Below are 20767 nucleotides of genomic sequence, written 5' to 3'. Positions count from 1 at the left end.
ATATGAATTTGTAATCAAGGTGTTATTCAGAAGCCATGATTTTTATCAGGCATTAATATATAATCTGCAGGGACTCAAGTATACAGGAACGTATGTTGCCAGTATGATAAATGAACAACCAAAACGTATGATTCTGGATTCAGCCAGACCACATATCTACTGGTATAACATAGACTATTGTAAGCAGATTACCCAACGATAATATCAGTGAAATCATGTCCGATCTTGAAATTCTGATTAAAAAGATTGATACACTGGAAGATATGGTAAAAGTTTGTGATGAAACCATCTCTTCATTGGAATGCGAAAAGACAAGGATAAAACAGTGGATTAACAGGCATATAGAAGGTATAGAATCCCAGAAAAACCGGATACACGGGGATATTATTACATGTAAGCGGGTTCTTGATATTTTAATGGATAAACCAAGGGAAAAGGAATGGAAAGAGGCAATAATGCTTCGTGATAATTATATGTGTCAGCGTTGTAAATCAACAGTCAATTTGACATGTCATCATATCATACCAAGATCAGTGTGTAAAACAAACGAGGAGATGTGGGATGTCCATAACGGGATTGTATTATGTGATGCCTGTCATACCGAATGGTATGCAAAAAATACAGATTCATTATACATGTTTATCAGGTGGCTCCGAACATGAGTAAAAAACGATGCCCGAAGTGTCAGAATTACATGATGCTGAATCATTTAACCGGAAAACCGGAATGTCATCATTGTGGTTATAACCGGAATAAAAAAGCAAGATCTGGCTCAACATGCGAATCATGTAAATATCTGAAACCGATACATGATACCGAATATCTGTATTGCGAAAAGCATGGTGAGATTCGAAAAACCGAAGATAAATCCTGTGTGTGTTATGCATGATACGAATTACTGAAATAACAAATTTTAAGGAATGGTATGAAACCCTTGCGTTATTTGAGGATGTTCATATCGATTTTAATCAGAACGGAATAAAGGTGCAGATGAAGGACGTGACAAATGCCTTCATAATTTCAAGTTTTATGGAACTACCAGTTGAAAATACCTGTAGTGCCACTATCTCCCTTGATAATTTAAAAACTATTAAAGATAGTGTAACTGTATACTGGTCGGCAGAGACACTGGTGTTTCAGGCGGGTATAACCAAATACAAATCTCCGGTTTTAAAAGATCCAAAGGTGGATGCACTGGTACTTCCGGAACTCCCGGTTCCAAAGTTCGAGGGGGTGAAAGCAGTTATCCCACATGATTTAATAAAGGAAATGCTGAAGGTTAGTGAACGGGAAGAAGACATCCTGTTTAAAGGTGAGGGAAAAACCTTAATTGTTACAAACAGTTCAAATTCCATTGAAAATACTTATGAGAATGTATTGGAATCTGATGAAATTCCTGTAAAATCAGTATTTGGATTCAACTATATCAACATGGTAATCAAAGTAATGAAATACTTTGATGAAGTCAGCATTCGCGTTGGCAAGGACGTTCCAATCATCATCAATTTAAATAAACCGGGATTTTCCATATCTTACTGGATTGCCCCAAGAATAGAAGATTAAACATCTTATTTTTATCCCGGTTCTTTTAATTCATAATTACATTCATTTCTATTTATTCATTTTCCATAACATTTTTATGATACAATAATTAATTATATTTATGCATTTACAATTACCATTGGTTTCATGCTGTATATCAACATGGAACAGGGTATCGGATTTACGTTCCTGTATAAGCAGTATTTTAAGTCAGGATTATAGAAATCTCGAAATTGTAATCATAGATAATGCATCTTTTGATGGGACAGAAACATATTGCGAATATTTAAAATTAACCAGTTCTGTCCCGATAATATATAAACGCATGGTCCATTCGGATCATTCCGCACTGGAAACCATTAATCTTGCATTCTACAGTGCGTCCGGCAAATACGTTCTGATTCTTGATGATGATGCAGCACTTATAAGTAATACGGCAATATCCAAATCTGTTGAGTATATGGAAGAGCCTGACAATGCACAGGTCTTCGCTGTTGCATTTCATGTTGTAAATAATACTGAATATACAATTTTAAACAATAAACGATGTGTACCAGAATTCTGCGGAGCAGCAGCATTATTTCGTCGTGATATCGGAAATGATCTGCACTGGTATGATGAATCTTTGAAAATATATGGGAATGAACTGGATATTTCAATTCGTGCTTATATTCATGGTTATTCCATAGTATATCTGCACGATTGTCTGGTCAGACATCCGAAATCAGACTTTTTCAAATCTCCGTATACACGAAATAAATTTGCACTGAAAAATTCATTACACGCGGTTATCAATTACTTCGGATTTAAAAAACGGATTTTAATGACATTGATGTATGGTGCCGGTCATATATATTACATTTCAAAAAGTAATTATACATTTCATCTGTTTTCGTGGTGGATACCATGGTATTTCAAAACATTGTTAAAAGCAGTGTTTAGAATTAATAAAATTCAGGCTCCTGCATGGATTCAGGATTATTATTACATCAGATTACTTAATATGATGAATTTAATATGATGAATTTAATATGATGGTGAATTTAAAAATGACTTCAGTTTTGTTTGTTACCGAGGATATTGATGGAAATACTATTAACAGCGGAATTGGAACATATGTCCGTGAAATATCATATCTGTTAAAGAGTGAAGGATTTGATGTTTCAATACTGGTTGAGCGTAAGATCACCTGCAAACATATCGATGAATATTATACATCACGTGGAATCAATGTTTATTTTGTAGAAGATGTATATAAGGACAGGACGTATAAGTTAAATTCAGCACATTGGATACTACGAAGATCCCATCTGATATACAATGCTATAAAATCATTAAATATATGTTTTGATATTATAGAATTCCCTGAATTTACCGGGAGTGCATTTGTTCCACTCAGAATGAAAAAGTATTGTGGTGAATTTCAGAATACAATATTAGTGGTAAAGATGCATGGATATTTGTCATGGCATATTGAGGGAATGCATAATGTGTTTAGTAAGGACGATACGATTCGTGACTACATTGATAAATACTGTATAGAAAATGCAGATATCGTATTATCTCCTTCCGAACATATGATCCAGTATACACGTGACAAATACGGAACTTCACGTGATATACTCCTTGTCAGAAATCCGATTAACGATAATGCAGTCCGGTATGAATTCAGCAATCAGAATGAAATTGTATTTTTTGGCAGATTGGAAGAACGAAAAGGAGTCCTTGAGTTTATTGATGCTGTAAAAACACTGAATCCGGATATCCCGGTTACTTTTGTTGGAATGTCTGCTTCGTTATCCAAACAGATGATTAAAGAGATGTTGTATGGTTATAATGTTTCATTTTATACAGGTTCAACACGTGATGATGCATTAAAATATGTGGCAAATCATGCAAAATTTGCCGTTATCCCGTCAAGACTGGATAACTACCCGACAACCATTATTGAGTGTATTAGGGCAGGAATTCCATTTGTAACAGTAAATACTGGTGGGATTCCGGAGATGATCGGACTGTTAAAAAATATCATATCTTCTGATTTATCTGATCTGTCACAATTGTTACAACGGGCATATACAATTGATACGGAGACATGGTCATCATATATCCAGTATTTACAGGACAATCTTGATGTCATTGCAAATCATGATGACATAATAAGGTTTTATAGCAGGATTATACAGGAATCTGATTTGAGTTTGTTTGAATCATATCAGAAACCGGTTACATTACTAATGCCATACCGGAATGGTTCAAAATATATCAAGGAAACATTGGACAGTCTGGTACATCAGTCATACAAAAATTTTGAATTAATAGTTATCGATGACAGCGATCCGGAAGAGTCCGAGTATTTAAAATCATTATTGTCACATTATCCGTTTCAGTTCATGATATTCAAAGGTAACCATATCAGTGTCGGGAATGCACTGAATCAGGGACTGGACCTGATTAACACCGATTATTTTATTCAGATCGATGGAGACAATCTGTTCAGACCTGATATGGTTCAGACATATATTAACGCAGCATACAACAATCCGGATGTCGATGTCCTGACTTCATACAATGATGCATTCGGTGACTGGGATCAAATTTACTATCCAGTTGGACCAATTAAGGAACTCCTTCCTGTTGAAAATGTATACGGGGATGCCTGTGCAATTTATAAAACATCAAAGATAAAAGAGATAAAGTTCCCGGATACCCGTGGTATTATCGTAGACTGGGCAATGTGGAACAAAATGGTTAATTTGAACTGTAATATGGATGTAATACCCATGGTTCTTGTGGATTACAGAGCATTGAAGTCGGGCCATTCTTCAAAAATCAATCATACAAATATGTATAAACATAATCTGAAATATCTGGAAAATCCGGACTTATTCAAGTTATATGGGATGATTCTGAATTCCTGTTATGACAATGAAATAAAGGGAGTCATTGACTTTATAAAAAACAACAAAATGTTTTTTAAGATTGCATATTTTGTCGGATATAAAATTCTGAAAAAAATATTCTGATTCTGATATTGGATTAACATGATTAAAAATAAGATTGATGAATCTGATGATTTGCCGGGATATCCCGATTGGTTGCTAAATCATACAGGATCGAAAATTCTTTTTATATCTGATGAAAGTCCATCAGTACTACATTACGGTATTCAGAAAAATCTGATTTATACAACTTTTATAAATATACATCAATTAAATAAATTGAGAAATTTATATGGTTCATATCTTTATGATATCATTTACTTATATAATGTATTTAATTATATTAATGAACCTTATAGAATAATCAACAAATGTTTGCCATTAGTCAGGCTTGGTGGTATATTATCAATATTTAATAAGTTTGGAACTTATAGAAAATGTAAATTAGAAATTATAAATGAAATTTTATATTATTCAGATAATGATAATGGTATACCAGAGCCGGTTGCATGGTATCTGAATAATATACTTCGTGTAATTTATTGGAACCAGACTGATACATCGATTGATATCAGATATCAAATTATAGGGTAGATTTAAATGAAGGATTTTGAGTTGACTGATGAAGAGATGCAGATGTATCTGCATAAAATTGAGATTGATATTACGGAATCGTGCAATCTGGCATGCGTTTCATGTGTCCGCGGCTGCAATATCTTCAAAAGCGATGTTATGATCAGTCTGGATAAAATCAGGAAATTCGTTGATGAGTCCATTGAATTAAATTATCAGTGGGAAAGAATCGGGATTATGGGAGGGGAACCTACCGTTCACCCGCAATTACCCGAAATCATAAATATATTGTATGAATATCATGTGTTTAATCCGTCCTGTCAGTTCTGGACGCGAAGTAACTGCATCATCCCGTATGAGTTTCCGGACTGGATTGAATACCAGAAAAATCCGGATCATTCGCATCATCATGCATTTTATGTCAGTCCGCAGGATGTCGGGTTTCCAATGAACAAACGGGCATGCCATGTTTTATATGACTGCGGTTTAATGTATAGTCATCATGGTTATCTGCCATGTTGCAACAGCAATGTTCATATCAGGGCATTCAATCTGATTGATGGTGTTCAGTCATTAAAAAACGTTAATTATGAGTCCATGATGAAACTATGTCATATATATTGTAGACATTGCGGTATGTACATGATGGATAATTTCGAATCAGGATATCTGCTCTCATATCCGGTTGATTATATATCAGAAACATGGTGGAATGCTTTAATTAAATATAACAGTATCAATTGCCGGAAAACCAGAGTATAATTTATCAAAAAGGATATATTAAATATTTTTAAGTCAAATAATTAATGCATGGACAATATTGTTGAGCATGTTTTGAGAGAGCGTTATTATCAGCCGGGTGAATCATCATGGGAAGATGTGTGCAGACGTGTCGCCGATTTTATCGGTACAAATAAAGATGAACGTGATGCATTCTTTGATATCATAAACAACCGTAAGTTTATTCCGAACAGCCCGTGTCTGATGAATGCAGGAACATCAATACCAATGTTATTTGCTTGTTTCGTTCTGGATGTTCCGGATGACTTGAAAGGAATCGGAAATACGCTGACAGACGCAATGTGTATTCAGGCGAAAGGCGGAGGTACGGGCTTCTTTTTTGGAAATATCCGTCCTAAAGGCTCTCTTGTAAAGAGTACCAATGGCATTGCAAGTGGTCCTGTATCGTTCCTGAAAGCATATGACGCCATGACAAACGTGATTCTTCAGGGTGGATGCGTCAGTGCAGATACCCGCATCCAGACTGAACGTGGTGTTATTAAGATCGGAGAATTATTAAACTGTCCCCCAATGGCAGATAACCCGATTCAGGAGGTCGTTGCATCAAAAGATGGATTCTGCTCTGCTAGTTTATCAATGGATAATGGAATAGCAGATGTTCTGCATATCAAGACAAAACATGGATACAACATTAAATGCACAAGGGATCATCAGATTTTGGTTGTCATGCCTGATGGTACACTTGAATACAAAGAAGCAGGAGATATAACAAAGGATGATTATCTTGTGATAAAACGCGGCAGACAGATTGTAACTGAATATGTCAGATTACCATTGCCTGTACTGGAAAACAGACACTTCAATACAAACCTAAATCTGTCGCTGCCTGTATATCTTGAAGAGGATCTTGCCCTTCTGATTGGTATGTATATGGCCAACGGATCAATGTCGAATGATGCATCATTTAACATATGTATAGGAGACAAAGATCATGAAGTATCAGATGAACTGATTCGCATAGGCAACAAATATAATATGCATTTCTCAACATACAGAAAACCGGATAACATTGACAGATCAACAAATTATTCATGTAGGAACATAGTGTTTGCTGAATGGTGGAAATCATGTGGATTTTACAAAAACGGATCTCCTGAATCTTTTGTTCCTGAACTGATATTTAAGTCTCCGGAATCTGTTATTTGTGCATTTATAAGAGGAGTGATGTCATGTGATGGCCATGTTCATAGTGATGGGTATCCGGTTATCGGTGTAACATCAGAACGTCTGATTGATGATCTGCAAATACTGTTCCAGTCAGTTGGTATTTTTACCATAAAAAGATATCAGGACAAGACAAATGCAAAAGAAAACGGTTCTTATGGAACCAGAACCATATATACACTGCGTGTTTGCGATAAGACAGGTCTTGAAAAGTTCAGAGATAAAATTGGATATATACAGACGAGGAAACAGAGCAAACTCCGTTCTGACATAAGTACACATGATCTTATTGTACCATACATAGGGTGTATCTTAAAGAAACATTATCATCCCGAAGGAGGACGTGATAGAACCAGTAATCCAGCGTATGCAAAGGAAATTGAACGGTATATCAGAGGTGACAGGAATCCTTCACGAAACAGAATAGTGCAGATATGTGGCAGTCTTCATGAGTTGTCAAACGATGTATTACACGAAGACCTCTTGTCTGATGAGTTTATATTCTCAAAGATATCTGATATCTCGTCTGATCGATGCTATACAGTTGATATAGAGACATTTGATCACAATTATGTTGCAAACGGAATTGTTGTTCATAACAAGAGACGTGGCGCAAATATGGGATCGTTATCGGTCTGGCACAAGGATATCAAGGAATTCATCACGTGTAAACATAAAGAAGGTGAGATATCAAACTTCAATATCAGTGTGCTCATTAATGACGAGTTCATGAAAAATCCAGATCCTGAAATATACAATTTGATAGCAGAAGGAATGTGGAAGAACGGAGAACCAGGTCTGCAATTCTTTGATAACATCAATTCAAACAATCCGACTCCGTTGCTGGGACCATTATACGGTTCAAATCCGTGTTCAGAGACATTTCTGTATCCGAATGAGTCATGTGTCCTTGGTTCGATTGATGTCAGTAAATTTATTGGGAACGATGGAACCATAAATTACACGGGACTTAATAATGCCATTGAACTTGGTGTGAAGTTTCTGGATAACTGTATTGAGGTAAATGAATATCCAACTGACAAAATCAGGGATGCAACATATCTGACCAGAAAGATCGGTCTTGGAATCATGGGATATGCTGATCTGCTTATAAAACTTGGTATACGATATGGTTCAGATGAATGTATTGAGTTTACTCATAAATTTATGAAATGGTTCGATGAACAGGCGATTGCTGCATCATCCGGACTTGCAAAAGAGAGAGGCACGTTCCCGGCATACAAAGGCTCAACATGGGATCATAATGGCATTCCAATGCGCAATGCTGTTGTAACACTTATTGCACCAACAGGAAGCATATCATTGTTTGCAGGATGTTCGAGTGGCATAGAACCGAACTTTGCATATGTTGTGAACCGCTCGACATGGACCAGTGGTGAGAAAGTCACGTTTAAACAGGTACATACATTATTTGATGCACATATTAGACAGCACTACAAAGACAAATATGATGAGATTATCAACTGGATGTTTGAACATGGTACTGTTCAGAACTGCCCGCTTGTAGATGCTTACACAAAAAACATATTCGTCAGTGCAAAGGATGTCTCATGGAAGGAACATGTTGACGTGCTTGCTGCGTTCCAGAAACACATTCATAACAGTATTAGTAAGACAGTGAACCTACCACATGATACAACCGTTGATGAGATGAAGGAGATCATCAGGTATGCATGGGAATCGGGATGCAAGGGACTGACGGTGTATCGTGAGGGATCTCGGACTGATGTGGTGCTCGAGACCAATGCAAGCAAAAAAGAGAATGAACTGGTAAAGGTTGTTGAGATAACCAACCCGGTCAAGTACAAACTGGTCAAATCAAATGGCCGTATCCTTCCCAAGACACCACGCGACAGCCCTGCCGCAATGTACAAGCGAACCAGTGGCTGTGGCCATATGATGATTGCTATCGGAGAAATGGATAACAAACCACACAGTGTCACAATCGTAAACAAAGGCGGATGTGATGCACTGACACAGGCACTCGCAGAACTTACAGCACTTGCACTTCGCTGGGGAATCCCGCTCTGGGACATCCGGAAAGTCCTTACCGGTGTGAAGTGTTCGGCAGCATTGAAAAATCCGAAGTCTGACGGGAAATCATGTCCGGATATCCTTGGAAAAATATTATATGAGTATCCATGTGATGATGCCCCGCCAAAGGATGACGTTATTCCCGAAAAACCAGCAGTATCAACAAATATTTCACAGACAAAGATCACATGTCCGGATTGTGGTGGAATTCTGAACTTTTCAGAAGGATGTAAAAGCTGTCCATCCTGCGGTTACAGTAAATGCTTTTGATAAAACAATTTATCTGATATAAACACAAAATATTTTTATGAAGTCATTTGAAGAGATCCTTGATGTTCATCTTGACAGAATACTTGAAACAACCAAAAATCTGTATCTTCAGGATAACTCAATTTGTAAACGATGTCATCATACCCACAAAGACATATACTGTATCTTTTGCTTCTGTCCGTTATATCATGAACAGAACTGCGGAGGAAATCCTGTGTATACAGATACCGGGATCAAGGACTGTTCATTTTGTGACCGTGTCCATGACAAACAATTTATCAAAAAAGTTATCAAAGAAAATTTATATAAATTAACAAAATAAACAATAGATATGTCAGACGGGAGGTGCTAATTTCGATAATTATACTTGTTACAATGTTAATTACTGAATTATACATTATATGTTTGCTGGATCATTCAGAAACACCTGATTATATGCATGACTGGTGATGTTACCATGTGGAAAATTAATTATTGCGATGAAGTAAGTGAATTCGATCTATGGGTACTCGACTTAATGAATGAAACAAATAAAAAGCATGAGAAATCATCTCATGTATTCGAAGAAATAAATTAATTCCTGAATGTTACCCATTCAAACCTGTTTTTATATCCTTTTGTTTTGTCAAATATAACAAGACAACTTGGAAATGGAGCTGAATTCTGATGCCCGCTGAATTTCAGTCTTCCCCTGATAAACCGGATCTGCGATGCATACGGAAATATAACATCATGGAAGATTGCAGTGTCAACCCGAGCCGGAATCAGAAGAACAGATGTCACATCATGGGCAACAAATTCTTCATGCGCCTTTATTATCCACGATTTCTGATCCCTGCCATACGGTGGGTTAATCCAGACCGTCTCACCTGACCAGTCCTGAATCAGTCCATTATCATCTATTGAAAAATACCTTTCACATTTATGGTTTGTCTCATCGGCACATGCATCAAGCGTAAAGTTAAACTCACTATTAACAATATCAAACAGCCACTGTGGTGTGGAATACGTCATGATTTTACTGCTGAATAACACATCGGTATTCATATCCACATTATTTCATTATCATTATATAAAAAGACGAGTAAGAAACATTTAAATACTTTAAATAATAACATATAGAGTGATCAATGACGCACTCCATTGATCAACATTCCCTTCCCATCCGTTCATAGAGGACAAGCATTAAATATGTGAAACAACATATATTGTATTCCCCCACACAAACGAAACAGAAGGTCTTTCTCCCTCCCTTCTGTTTCGGGGATGTTTCCAGCATTTTCTATACAGAGCAAAATCTGTACCGTTTTGACGATTCTAATAAAAATGCTGCATTATCTTTGTGAATGATGTGTAAATCAAAAGAAATGTTGGGGTTATATTAATGTTATCACAGTAATTCCAATTCCGATAAAAAATAATAGTAATGCTGCAATAAACAAAAGCATGTTGTATTCTGGTTCATCATAATATTCGTATTCCTGTTTTACCAGTTTTACTTCAGTATTTGGTATATAAATCTGATGTGGTTCGGTCAGGTGCTCCGGTTTCTGACTCTTGTATATTCCTTCAAACCATTGGCCATTAATAAAATAACCATCTTCATATTGCTTAACCATATTAAATAGTTGAAAATACTGGTATATAAATGTAATGCGAAAAATAAAAATGTAATGATTTTAATCTGTATTCAATCTGATATTATTCTGTTGTTGTTGCATTATTGATTATTTCTGTTTCATTAATTATTTCTGTTTCATTAATTAATTCTGTTTCGTTGATGGTTTCATTGACGCGTCCTGCGCTGATGGATGTTACGGTTGCCTGATTCTTCTTTGCAATGATCTCGATCATCTCGTTGTAAGCATCAGTTACCGTGGTGTAATCACTGGTGAAAGTTCCGTGGAACTCCTCTTCAGAACCATCTGCAGTTGCAGTCCGACCGATGTAGTTCACATCCTCGGATGTCTTCAGATTCAGATCAGTTGCATTCTTGTCAAATCCTTTCATGGATGTCGAATGGGTGTTGCCATAGAGGTATCCCTTGGTAACGATGTCTGATGCTCCTGACAAATGCACCGTTGCATCATTCAGTCCAACCTCACTCTCATACACACCACCACCATGAATGATCACACCGGTTCTGCCTTCATACGATTCACTGACCGGGTAATTACCTGATGCAGCACCTGTTCCGGAGAGGAATCCTTCGCTGTCGCACATCTGTTCAGGGACATTTGGCTGGATGTTCATCATACCGGCGGTGTCCTCGGCATTGATCATGGAATCACCTGCTACTGCGCTCTGTGCTGCATAGAAATTACTTGTTGACTGATCAACCTTGGACTCACGCTTCATGCTGGATCTGCCAAGTGTCAGAACGCTGGTCTGACTCCCGTCATATACATACGGACTCCCTGTGTTGTTTGCACCAAACACAGGCCAGTTTAACTTGTCATTGGCACGTTCCATGGATACAACATGACTATATGATATGCTGCCACCACTTGCATATACTGTTGTGGTTGATGCTGCCAGAATCGGAACGATAAACAGACAGCATAAAACTAAAGAAATGATATGATTGTATCTCATTATAATCACCAGAAAGTCGGGTATTTTACTTGCCCGTAACTTTTTCTTTTGCAAAAACACAGACTTTCTTCATGAACGCAGCGGCTTTTTTATGAATCGCGTCATTCTCTGCTTTTTTGTTTTCCCACTCCGCAATAAAATCAGAGTTCTTGCCGGTAACTTTATTTTTGTCTGTTGCAGTCATCATTATTTCCTCAATATAAATTATGATGTTATTACCATCGTATAAAGATTGATATCAATGAATGATACATTCTTATAAAAAGAAAACAAATATAGTAGTGGCATATCATGTGTAAACCCCATGATGTGACTAAATATGTGTTCTTGAAAATGTGTTGGCAATCCGGAAAGACGGATATATGATGGGAAACGGAATTAATCCTGTTCCCATATATTATATAAAGATTGTGTTAACTATTTTTATTTAAATTTATAAACATGTTAATCAAACGTGTAACCCGTTTCATCATTCAAAGTTAAACAAATTCATTTAACTTTTATTATCTGTTCATTGGTCAATGTAAGATTGACCATGGTTTATTATGGTCTATTTCATAAAAATATATAAATGTAATAGAAATTAACGTATATGTATGGAGCTTGTTGATTATCAGATTCTTGATGCAATTCACAAAAAATTGATCTCTGTTGAACCATTCGATGAAAAACTTATAAATCCTAATTCTCTCGATATAAGACTTGGATATCATTTTATCCGATGTATCAAAACCAATAATGTTATGAATCCCAAAACTGATAAGCAGAATGGAGAGGTTATACAGTTATCAAAACCTTCAGACTATATAATTATAAGGCCGGGTGATTTTATCCTTGCTACGACCCTTGAAACGATTCATTTAACGGATTGTATCAGGGCGCAACTCGAAGGCAAATCATCATTAGCCAGATGGGGTCTCGTACTTCACCAGACGGGCGGATGGATTGATGCTGGATTTCATGGTGAGATAACTTTGGAATTGTCATTGGTTTATCCCGATCCGATTAAATTGTTCCCTGAAATGACAATCGGACAACTCGCATTTAACAAAACAGAATCGTGCAAAGTCCCATATAATGTAAAGAAAACATCAAAATACAACGGACAGAAAGGCGCTACATGTTCCATGTATTATAAAAACTAATCATTCTTTTTTAAAACATCGATATTATTCAAAAACGCTGATTGTGTCTGAAAACATCATCAGAACAGGTTCAAACAACACAACACCGGAAAACCCTCTCAACAAGAGATTGAAGAAGGAAGATGTTCAACCTCCTGTTGTGTGTGTGCACATACCTGTTGGTTTTTCAAAGTATATAATACTTTTTGCATAATTTTTAAAAGGTGTAAACAGCGATTAGTGCTATGGATTCTTGGGGAATTGAAACAATTATTGATTTGTATGATTGTAATGGAGCGATTATAAGAGATCCTGAAAGAATAAAGGAGTATTCAAGAAAATTGGTTGATATACTGCGAATGATTCCCTATGGCGATCCTGTAGTTGTGCATTTTGGAAAAGATGATAAAATTGGATATACGCTGGTTCAGTTGATTGAAACCTCGAATATAACTGCACATTTTGCCGAGGATACAAATTCTGCATTTATTAATATATTTAGTTGCAAGGATTATGATGTTGATGAGGCAGTAACATTTACCCGTGAGTTTTTTGGTGCACAACGTGTCACGTATGTTGTGGAAAACCGGGGAATTTTTGATTAAATTTATTTTATTATAACTTTTTTAAATGGGTAATACATAACGGGTATTATGTCATACGCACGTTATGCTACCAGTGACTACCGTAGAGATATCAGTAACATGTATAATGGAATTATGGAGTTAGCACGGAGGTATGAGATTTATCCTGAATATATTTTTGAGGATTTATACGATAAACATCTGAGGGATTATTAGTTATTTTATTAAATTATTTGGAAACATTTATATACTCTATTTTTTAATATATAAGATTAATGAGGCTTAATGATGGTTTGTGGATAGATGAAGTTGCATATGATTTTCACATTAAGGTAAAGGATAATCTGCGTCGGATGATTGATGAAGATCCGAAATCGGAAGGTTCATGTTTGAATTATGTTCTGGATATGCCGTTGAATGAATCTTTGGCATATTATGAGAAGGGTGACGGTAGGGTTGTTAAGAATGAGATGTTTCTTAAAAGTATGACTGATAATTATTTTGAGATATACGAGAAATTCAAACCGAGTGATGAGGAAAAGAAAGTTGCACGAAAAATGATTCTTCTTGTTCTTGCCTTATATCGGAATGATTCTGCATATTTTGAACGGATTGGTGGTGTCATTACATATGTTATAAAGAATTATAAGAAGTTCAAATGTGTTCAGGATGATCCATGGGGAGATTATACCAAATTGTTAATAGGTGTGTATAAATGGTGGAAGATGAATGATAAGCGGAAACGGACAAAACGGTGGATCGCATGGATGTTTATTCATGTAATTAAGAAATATCAGGAGAATCAGTTTTATCGGCATTCCGTAAACTGGGCACTGATATTTTTGTATGTGGATCATGCAAAATGGGAAGATGACGTACAATTCAGTCCTGACAGGTGGTTTCCAAGATCCCGTGGAAAATTTTCAAATGCAATGTACGGAGGTATGTATTAAATGATGGAGAATATTGAGAATACCCGGAATACAACACAAAATACTGAAAATGCGCAGGAAGTTCCACCACATCTTCGGGTTGATCCGATTATCGACTTTTTAAGCAAGGTAGTTATCTCCGATTTATTAATTAATGACATGGCTATACAGTGTCAGACATTGGAAGGATTCAAACGGTATTATCGTGCTACTGATTTGTTTATTATCCGTGATATCTTGACTCAGGTGGATATCTGGGAACCTGAACATGATAATCCGAATTATATTGCATTTAGAAACTTAATGAAATGGTTTATGTATCTGATTGCGACACATCCATGGTGGCATAGAAAATTATGTTATTATAACAGGATGATGGGTACAAATACACATAGTTCATCGTATTATCGGATTCAGTATCATCCGGCATATATTCCGGGTGCTCACTGGAGTACTGATAATCAGGATAAAGGTCCGGAAGAGTTTAATAGTGAACAGATGCCGGGAAAAGATATTTATAAGTGGATTGATCAGAATATCACAAATAAGATTGATGTTGATAATGGTATAGATGATGAAGAGATTTTGAATCTTGAGAATAGAAAGAAAGTAAACCCGATCAGACGAAAAAAGAAACGTCGAAATTTTAAAAAGTAACATTGATAATTTGATTTTATTTTAACACACTTTTTATATAATATGAGTTTTAAATAAATTGTATATGGTTGAAGTATCAGAAACCGTTGATTTATATCTGGTTCATGTAATGCGTGGAAAACCAGGTGATTATCTGAATCAGAAAGTATTTTCGATGGCTGTTAATGATTTTATCCCTCCTGATTTAAACATGGATTATGATGATATATACGAATCGGAAAGTATGGAGGATCTTGAAGATTGCAATCCATTGAAGTATATTATGGATAGGATTCGTGAGAATGGTGACTGGCCCGCATGGGCTGATAATTATACAAAGTTTGTAATGGTAAAACGGGTAGTTGGTTCATTTAAAGGGAGTTTTTGATTATCAGGGGGTTGTAGCCTGAAGGTTATAGTTGATACACGGGAACCCTTGGATCTTTTTGAATATTTATGCAGGACATTTCCTGATATTACTTTTATTCGCGAGAAACTCGATGAGGGTGACTATCTCGCAATGTGTGATAATGGTAAAAAACGGGTTCTTGTTGAACGGAAACAGATTGGTGATTTTTATGATTCCATGGTCCGGACAAAAACGTTGAAAAATGGAAAAATTTCAAACCGGATGCGGAATCAGGTTGACAAAATCAGTGTATGTCAGGCGGATTGTGTTGTATTATATCTGATTACAGGAGATCATAATGCATTTGCCGAGTATATGAGAAGGCAGGGTAATCCGATTAATATGGATTTGATTGACGGTGGTATATCAAGTCTGCTGGTTCGTGATAACATCAGAGTACTAATTGATTATTCTGATAAAGGTGGTATCAGACGGATGATACGAATTATGAGAAAGGTATGTGATGACGAGACTGATATACCAAAGGTTCGAAACGTTAATACTTTGGCAGCACGATTATTAAACATAAGTAAAAAACAATGGTTTGCTCTTCGTGAAAAATATGGAACTAATCTGGTTTATATCTCTGGTTTATCTGAAAAAGAAATAATGAAGGTTGAAGGTATTGGAAAAGTTAAAGCAAAACAAATTAAGGCAATATTAAACGGTACATCTGAAGACTGGTTATGAATTTGTTGGGTTTCATACCCGGTCTGTATTTCGTATTATATAAAAGGAGGGCGCTTTATATGTCGGTTGATATAATGGATATTGTTCTTCGTGAACTGGAGAGCCGGGGAATGTTATGCCATGATGTATATGCACCATTTTATGTTGCATCATATGCCATGCATGTATTTAATTTGATGAATAAAGAGCGTCAGATATATTGGGAATCGAAACGAATTCCTAATTTAAGGCTTCATCTTGTTTTTATAGCACCACCCGGCGGGATGAAATCATATACATTGTCAATGCTCGGGGGAGAGGGTGTTGGTGTATTTCACAATGCTGGGATTCAGATTGTTTCACGACAAAATATGAATGAAGCAGCATTGGTTGGAACAATTACCATGCAGAATGGCAGAAGTGTAACCCGTGAAGGTGAGGCTCATCGGTTTTCGAATGGTATCATTATGATTGATGAATTCAGTGGGATTACAGATGCTCTTCGTTCTTCTTTTAACAATCAGATGGATACCCAGTTGCTTGCTGCGTTGGATCACGGGCATATTGCAAAGTCTGTTGCTGGTGGAAACATTGAATATGATACAAACTTTACATTGTGGGCTGGGATTCAGCCGGCACGATACGATATCCAGAGAGGTCTTGGACGAAGATTATGTTTTCTTGTAAATGTGCCTGATGAGAATTTAAAGAGGGAATTAAGGCGTGCCATATGGAAATCAAAGAATATTAAGAATGAGGATGGTGATAGAGAGCGCTTATCGCATATTATTCAGATGTGGGCATCAGAATTCCAGAAGATCCAACGAATTGATTATGACGATAGTATATTTGAGTTATATGAAGAGCTGGGTTTGGAAACGTATGATATGACCAGTTATGACAGGATTATTCTTGGATATCATCTGGCCCGGTATGGTGCATCTGAGCATATCGTTTTAAAGGTTGAAGATCCGTTGGTGCAGCAGATGATACGATTACAGCATCAGTGGAGGAAGAGTGTTATTAATGGTCCTGATTTATTACAGATTCAGACATTAATCAAGGACAACGGGTATCTTAATGAAGAAGGACAATATGAGATTACCCGTACATTATTAAATAAGGCGTCAAGTACCTATCAGATGTCAATCAGCAATCTTCATAATAAACTGGTTGAGATGATCAAGTACGGAATGATTGCAATGAAAAACGGAAAGATTGTGTTAATTGATGACTCCTGAACAGTTACAGAAATATGGGAAATGATCTGGTTAATTATCGGGCATTGAAAAAACTTAAGGAAAAGGGATTTTCAAATCCTGCACGTCTGATTTGGTATCTCGCCGAACGGCTGGCAAATAACGAGCAGTATGATCTGGTTAACGGATATATTAAGGATGAGATGCAACGAAGGATAATCGATGAGGATGCCGAGATTGAGAAATTACTACAGGAACTTGGATACAAAATCCTGAATCGTGAAGTGTTACAGGAAAAACTAAAGTATCTTGAGCATGAAATTCAGTCATACAGGGATTCAAAAGAGGTTGATGCGTTAATAAAGAAGATTGCACGAAAGATTGAATTTTATAATTTAACTCTTATAAATGTTGAGGATCGGTGTGCTGATGAAATAAGGCGAATCAAAGAGTTAAATCCTGATATAAACATTAAGAATGTTATATTTACGATATTTCAGTTGCGTGAAATGTCTGATAAGCAGAAAAATGTTGTTAAATATATTGAAAATTATCTTGGATTCTGAAAATTAAAACTGGAATAGATTAAGTTAAATTAAATTAAATAAATTTAAATTATAATCTGTTTTCTAAATAACTCTTTTGGTATATTGAAGATTGTTTGTTCCCAGTTGTATATATTGTTATTTACAGTAAATACGACATATCCGTTATCTGGTATCTCCATGTATTTTTTCCTCTGGAATTTGTCCGGACCTTTCCATGCAGGAAGTATCACTGTCATATTTCGTTTATCTCCGTTGTAATTAAAACTGTGGATGTGGCCTCGAATAAACACATCAATCTTTTCATTTTGTAACACTGATACATTTGCTTCTTTTCGGGCAGCGGTATGTCGTCCTCCGGGATCTCTGCTCCATTGTTCATGATGTCTGATATGAAATGTAATGGATTCACAGGTAAGTTCGATATCAGGATTACCAAAATGACCATTGAGCATATCGGCGACCAGCATATCACCTGATATTTCCTGACCAACGTGATATCCGCTTCCGTCAACGATGACAAAGTTTTTTGTATCGATCATTTTTAACAAATGACAGGCCATTTTTGCCTGTGTATAAATATCTGTAGTTATCTGTCCTTTTCCTTTCTCTCCATAATTTGCTCCGTCTACAAGATCACCACAAACAATACAGTAATCAATATTTTGTATGGTATTGCACATATGAATCCATTGTTGAAACAGATATCTTTGGACATCATTTAAGATAAACAACTCATTATTTATATCATCGGTGAAGTTGTATGGAATGAGGCCGTTTAATGAACCACAATGTAAATCAGAAATACATAGGATTTTTTTCATGAAGCAGACCACCTGATTTTAAAATGTTAGAATATGTGGAGATACTGGTTTTCCCATTCCGGAAACGTTGCTTCTTTTCCGGTTGCATCTATAACAGTGAATTTGATGTTGTACATTCCGGCAGATAATGCAGGGTTGGTCGGGAATGAATACTCAATCTGACCATCATGCGGATTCAGAATATCACAGGGTTCACGTGTTATTATCTGTTCTCCGGTTTCTATATTTATAATGGAAATCTTAACATCCTTGTTTGTCAGGTCTATTGGAATAAGAGTTTGTTTATCAACATTAAATTCTTCAATATAATAAATAAATGGTACTGTATCTCCTTGTCTGTATCTATAAGTAGTTAATGACATAACTTTATATTTTTAATTCATTTTATTTATATGTTTTCAAGATATTTATTATAATATTATCCCCATTGTTCAGCCATGGCATTGGCAATGCCTTGATATGTCCGGCTTCGATCTTTCCATCTGTTTTTAGATGGTCCTAATTTATTCTGACCAGATGTAGTCTGATTATTCCAGTATCCACATGCAGGTTTATCCAAAATGCATGTAGGTTCAAGTTTTGGCAAATTTTTTAACCAGAAGCACGTCTTTTTACTTTCAGGATCTCTTGTGCAAGGAGCCACGCGACTTTAGTCGTGTGAGGAATTGCACAAAGTTATAAATACTTGTTCTGATAATATATATCTGAATAATGTATCAAACTACTTGTAATGTTTTGAGGTTATCCAAAGAGCAGTATAAGATAGTTGATACTTTGTCATTTCTCTCCAAAAACATGTATAATTATGGATTATACATGTCAAGACAGTATTATTTCAACAATGAAACATTGCTGAAATTCCGAGAGTGTAGAGAGATCTGCAAGGATAACAAGAATTATTCCCAACTACCTAATGATGCTGCACAGAATACGCTACAGGTGGTTGAACGATCAATGAAATCCTTTATTTCTTTGAAGAAGAAACAGGATCGAGGTTATTATCAAGCAAAGGTTAATCTGCCTCACTACTTGCCTAAAAACGGTAGATTTGCTTTGATCTTTCCAAAAGCACACCTATCTTGCAGAAATGGATCTGTATTGTTACCTACTTCTACAGCATTCCGTAAAGAACATAACCTCAAGAGAGGAGAGTTCCGTATTCCTATTCCTGCTCATATCAACCCAAACCAATTAATTGAACTCCGTATCCTTCCAGTTCATGGAGGTAAGTTCTATAAGTCTGAATGGGTATATGAAGTCAAGGAAGAACCCAGTTTAAACCAAGATAATTGGATGAGTATTGATCTCGGAATCAACAATTTTGCTACATGTGTAGACAATGTAGTCGGGACTCCCATCATTTATGATGGGAAGTATTTAAAGTCATTGAACCGATACTACAACAAAGAGATCAGTAAATATCAAAGTATTAAGGATAAACAAGGAATTCAAAAGGTTACTAACAAGATTGCTAAACTCTGGTTGAAACGGGATAGGCAGATCAACGATTTCATGAACAAAACAGTTCATTCGATAGTCGAATACTGTAAAACTCATGATATTGGTCATTTAGTGATCGGTGAGATCAAAGGGATCAAACAAGAATCCAACTTAGGTAGACGAAATAACCAAGTTATTTGTCAAACACCTTGGGGCAAGTTCAAGTCCAAACTAGAAGCCAAATGCAAATTAGCAGGGATTACATTTCATCTTGTAGATGAAAGTTATACTTCACAGACTGATGCATTGGTTCTTAATCCTATTGGGAAACCAGAATCTAATAATCGTAAGAAACGCGGATTGTTCCAGTCCAAATGTGGAAAACTCATCAATGCTGATGTAAACGGTGCATTGAACATATTACGTAAAGTATCCAGTGATTCTGTTGTAAAACAGATAATTG

General features: G+C 36.1%; 23 protein-coding genes. 17 read left to right on the top strand and 6 right to left on the bottom strand.

The annotated features are described in order from the left end of the window. From PLA23_RS01510 to PLA23_RS13750, 8 genes are all read left to right on the top strand, one after another. On the top strand, positions 1-202 hold a 202-nt coding region (locus PLA23_RS01510), incomplete at its 5' end, for a thymidylate synthase family protein (protein ID WP_324473706.1). Positions 203-215: 13 nt separating this feature from the next. Next, positions 216-662 carry an HNH endonuclease gene (locus PLA23_RS01505; RefSeq protein ID WP_324473705.1) on the top strand — a complete coding sequence of 149 codons (447 nt, stop codon included), beginning with the start codon at positions 216-218 and terminating at the stop codon, positions 660-662. Positions 663-885: 223 nt separating this feature from the next. After that, complete coding sequence (locus tag PLA23_RS01500) at positions 886-1563, top strand: beta clamp domain-containing protein (RefSeq protein WP_324329266.1); 678 nt, start codon at positions 886-888, stop codon at positions 1561-1563. Between the two features lie 100 nt (positions 1564-1663). Continuing rightward, positions 1664-2563 (top strand): glycosyltransferase family 2 protein, encoded by a 900-nt coding sequence (locus tag PLA23_RS01495; RefSeq protein WP_324329265.1) that lies wholly within the window; start codon positions 1664-1666, stop codon positions 2561-2563. 28 nt (positions 2564-2591) lie between these two features. Continuing rightward, the gene (locus PLA23_RS01490; protein WP_324329264.1) at positions 2592-4568 is read left to right on the top strand and encodes a glycosyltransferase; all 1977 of its coding nucleotides are present in this window, start codon (positions 2592-2594) and stop codon (positions 4566-4568) included. 18 nt (positions 4569-4586) lie between these two features. Beyond that, positions 4587-5078 carry a hypothetical protein gene (locus PLA23_RS01485; protein ID WP_324329263.1) on the top strand — a complete coding sequence of 164 codons (492 nt, stop codon included), beginning with the start codon at positions 4587-4589 and terminating at the stop codon, positions 5076-5078. A gap of 789 nt (positions 5079-5867) precedes the next feature. Beyond that, a complete protein-coding gene (locus tag PLA23_RS01480; protein WP_324329261.1) occupies positions 5868-9347 on the top strand; it encodes a ribonucleotide reductase barrel domain-containing protein in 3480 nt (1159 codons plus the stop codon). A gap of 37 nt (positions 9348-9384) precedes the next feature. Then, positions 9385-9669: a cysteine-rich small domain-containing protein gene (locus tag PLA23_RS13750; RefSeq protein WP_502883586.1), complete on the top strand. Its 285-nt coding sequence runs from the start codon at positions 9385-9387 to the stop codon at positions 9667-9669. 251 nt (positions 9670-9920) lie between these two features. Here the strand turns inward: PLA23_RS13750 and PLA23_RS01475 are convergent, their stop codons facing one another. The 4 genes from PLA23_RS01475 to PLA23_RS01460 form a co-directional block, all read right to left on the bottom strand. Further along, positions 9921-10361 carry a DNA N-6-adenine-methyltransferase gene (locus tag PLA23_RS01475; protein WP_324329260.1) on the bottom strand — a complete coding sequence of 147 codons (441 nt, stop codon included), beginning with the start codon at positions 10359-10361 and terminating at the stop codon, positions 9921-9923. A gap of 362 nt (positions 10362-10723) precedes the next feature. Next, a complete protein-coding gene (locus tag PLA23_RS01470; protein WP_324329259.1) occupies positions 10724-10966 on the bottom strand; it encodes a hypothetical protein in 243 nt (80 codons plus the stop codon). An 82-nt stretch (positions 10967-11048) separates the two neighbouring features. After that, positions 11049-11942, bottom strand: a complete 894-nt coding sequence (locus tag PLA23_RS01465) for a hypothetical protein (RefSeq protein ID WP_324473703.1) — start codon at positions 11940-11942, stop codon at positions 11049-11051. 25 nt (positions 11943-11967) lie between these two features. Continuing rightward, entirely contained in the window at positions 11968-12129 is a 162-nt protein-coding gene (locus tag PLA23_RS01460) for a hypothetical protein (RefSeq protein WP_324331860.1), read from the bottom strand. A 409-nt stretch (positions 12130-12538) separates the two neighbouring features. Here PLA23_RS01460 and dcd point away from each other — a divergent pair, with 409 nt between their 5' ends. The 8 genes from dcd to PLA23_RS01420 all read left to right on the top strand — a co-directional run bounded on the left by dcd (position 12539) and on the right by PLA23_RS01420 (position 18061). Continuing rightward, entirely contained in the window at positions 12539-13087 is a 549-nt protein-coding gene (gene dcd, locus PLA23_RS01455; RefSeq protein WP_324331861.1) for a dCTP deaminase, read from the top strand. Positions 13088-13311: 224 nt separating this feature from the next. Beyond that, positions 13312-13671: an S-adenosylmethionine decarboxylase gene (gene speD / locus PLA23_RS01450; protein ID WP_324331862.1), complete on the top strand. Its 360-nt coding sequence runs from the start codon at positions 13312-13314 to the stop codon at positions 13669-13671. A 464-nt stretch (positions 13672-14135) separates the two neighbouring features. After that, positions 14136-14603: a hypothetical protein gene (locus tag PLA23_RS01445; RefSeq protein ID WP_324473702.1), complete on the top strand. Its 468-nt coding sequence runs from the start codon at positions 14136-14138 to the stop codon at positions 14601-14603. Then, positions 14604-15239 carry a hypothetical protein gene (locus PLA23_RS01440; RefSeq protein ID WP_324473700.1) on the top strand — a complete coding sequence of 212 codons (636 nt, stop codon included), beginning with the start codon at positions 14604-14606 and terminating at the stop codon, positions 15237-15239. A gap of 64 nt (positions 15240-15303) precedes the next feature. Further along, complete coding sequence (locus tag PLA23_RS01435; RefSeq protein ID WP_324330669.1) at positions 15304-15606, top strand: hypothetical protein; 303 nt, start codon at positions 15304-15306, stop codon at positions 15604-15606. An 18-nt stretch (positions 15607-15624) separates the two neighbouring features. Continuing rightward, entirely contained in the window at positions 15625-16317 is a 693-nt protein-coding gene (locus PLA23_RS01430) for an ERCC4 domain-containing protein (RefSeq protein ID WP_324330672.1), read from the top strand. Positions 16318-16376: 59 nt separating this feature from the next. Next, entirely contained in the window at positions 16377-17537 is a 1161-nt protein-coding gene (locus PLA23_RS01425) for a hypothetical protein (RefSeq protein ID WP_324330667.1), read from the top strand. Positions 17538-17551: 14 nt separating this feature from the next. After that, positions 17552-18061, top strand: a complete 510-nt coding sequence (locus PLA23_RS01420; protein WP_324330665.1) for a hypothetical protein — start codon at positions 17552-17554, stop codon at positions 18059-18061. Positions 18062-18105: 44 nt separating this feature from the next. Here PLA23_RS01420 and PLA23_RS01415 read toward each other — a convergent pair whose 3' ends face one another. Both PLA23_RS01415 and PLA23_RS01410 read right to left on the bottom strand, forming a co-directional pair. Next, positions 18106-18864: a metallophosphoesterase gene (locus tag PLA23_RS01415; RefSeq protein ID WP_324473698.1), complete on the bottom strand. Its 759-nt coding sequence runs from the start codon at positions 18862-18864 to the stop codon at positions 18106-18108. A 26-nt stretch (positions 18865-18890) separates the two neighbouring features. After that, the gene (locus tag PLA23_RS01410) at positions 18891-19226 is read right to left on the bottom strand and encodes a hypothetical protein (protein WP_324330661.1); all 336 of its coding nucleotides are present in this window, start codon (positions 19224-19226) and stop codon (positions 18891-18893) included. A gap of 349 nt (positions 19227-19575) precedes the next feature. Here PLA23_RS01410 and PLA23_RS01405 point away from each other — a divergent pair. Further along, positions 19576-20767 (top strand): RNA-guided endonuclease InsQ/TnpB family protein (locus PLA23_RS01405; protein ID WP_324473696.1); only part of this gene is annotated, 1192 nt, incomplete at its 3' end.

Source organism: Methanospirillum sp., assembly GCF_035406105.1.
In the GTDB taxonomy this organism is placed as follows: Archaea; Halobacteriota; Methanomicrobia; order Methanomicrobiales; family Methanospirillaceae; genus Methanospirillum.
This window is presented reverse-complemented; position numbering and strand designations above follow the sequence as displayed.

Coding starts and splice junctions, on each gene's coding strand:
- PLA23_RS01505 (WP_324473705.1), top strand. CDS start 216: ATGTCCGATCTTGAAATTCTGATTAAAAAGATTGATACACTGGAAGAT.
- PLA23_RS01500 (WP_324329266.1), top strand. CDS start 886: ATGATACGAATTACTGAAATAACAAATTTTAAGGAATGGTATGAAACC.
- PLA23_RS01495 (WP_324329265.1), top strand. CDS start 1,664: ATGCATTTACAATTACCATTGGTTTCATGCTGTATATCAACATGGAAC.
- PLA23_RS01490 (WP_324329264.1), top strand. CDS start 2,592: ATGACTTCAGTTTTGTTTGTTACCGAGGATATTGATGGAAATACTATT.
- PLA23_RS01485 (WP_324329263.1), top strand. CDS start 4,587: ATGATTAAAAATAAGATTGATGAATCTGATGATTTGCCGGGATATCCC.
- PLA23_RS01480 (WP_324329261.1), top strand. CDS start 5,868: ATGGACAATATTGTTGAGCATGTTTTGAGAGAGCGTTATTATCAGCCG.
- PLA23_RS13750 (WP_502883586.1), top strand. CDS start 9,385: ATGAAGTCATTTGAAGAGATCCTTGATGTTCATCTTGACAGAATACTT.
- PLA23_RS01475 (WP_324329260.1), bottom strand. CDS start 10,361: ATGACGTATTCCACACCACAGTGGCTGTTTGATATTGTTAATAGTGAG.
- PLA23_RS01470 (WP_324329259.1), bottom strand. CDS start 10,966: ATGGTTAAGCAATATGAAGATGGTTATTTTATTAATGGCCAATGGTTT.
- PLA23_RS01465 (WP_324473703.1), bottom strand. CDS start 11,942: ATGAGATACAATCATATCATTTCTTTAGTTTTATGCTGTCTGTTTATC.
- PLA23_RS01460 (WP_324331860.1), bottom strand. CDS start 12,129: ATGATGACTGCAACAGACAAAAATAAAGTTACCGGCAAGAACTCTGAT.
- dcd (WP_324331861.1), top strand. CDS start 12,539: ATGGAGCTTGTTGATTATCAGATTCTTGATGCAATTCACAAAAAATTG.
- speD (WP_324331862.1), top strand. CDS start 13,312: ATGGATTCTTGGGGAATTGAAACAATTATTGATTTGTATGATTGTAAT.
- PLA23_RS01445 (WP_324473702.1), top strand. CDS start 14,136: ATGACTGATAATTATTTTGAGATATACGAGAAATTCAAACCGAGTGAT.
- PLA23_RS01440 (WP_324473700.1), top strand. CDS start 14,604: ATGATGGAGAATATTGAGAATACCCGGAATACAACACAAAATACTGAA.
- PLA23_RS01435 (WP_324330669.1), top strand. CDS start 15,304: ATGGTTGAAGTATCAGAAACCGTTGATTTATATCTGGTTCATGTAATG.
- PLA23_RS01425 (WP_324330667.1), top strand. CDS start 16,377: ATGTCGGTTGATATAATGGATATTGTTCTTCGTGAACTGGAGAGCCGG.
- PLA23_RS01420 (WP_324330665.1), top strand. CDS start 17,552: ATGGGAAATGATCTGGTTAATTATCGGGCATTGAAAAAACTTAAGGAA.
- PLA23_RS01415 (WP_324473698.1), bottom strand. CDS start 18,864: ATGAAAAAAATCCTATGTATTTCTGATTTACATTGTGGTTCATTAAAC.
- PLA23_RS01410 (WP_324330661.1), bottom strand. CDS start 19,226: ATGTCATTAACTACTTATAGATACAGACAAGGAGATACAGTACCATTT.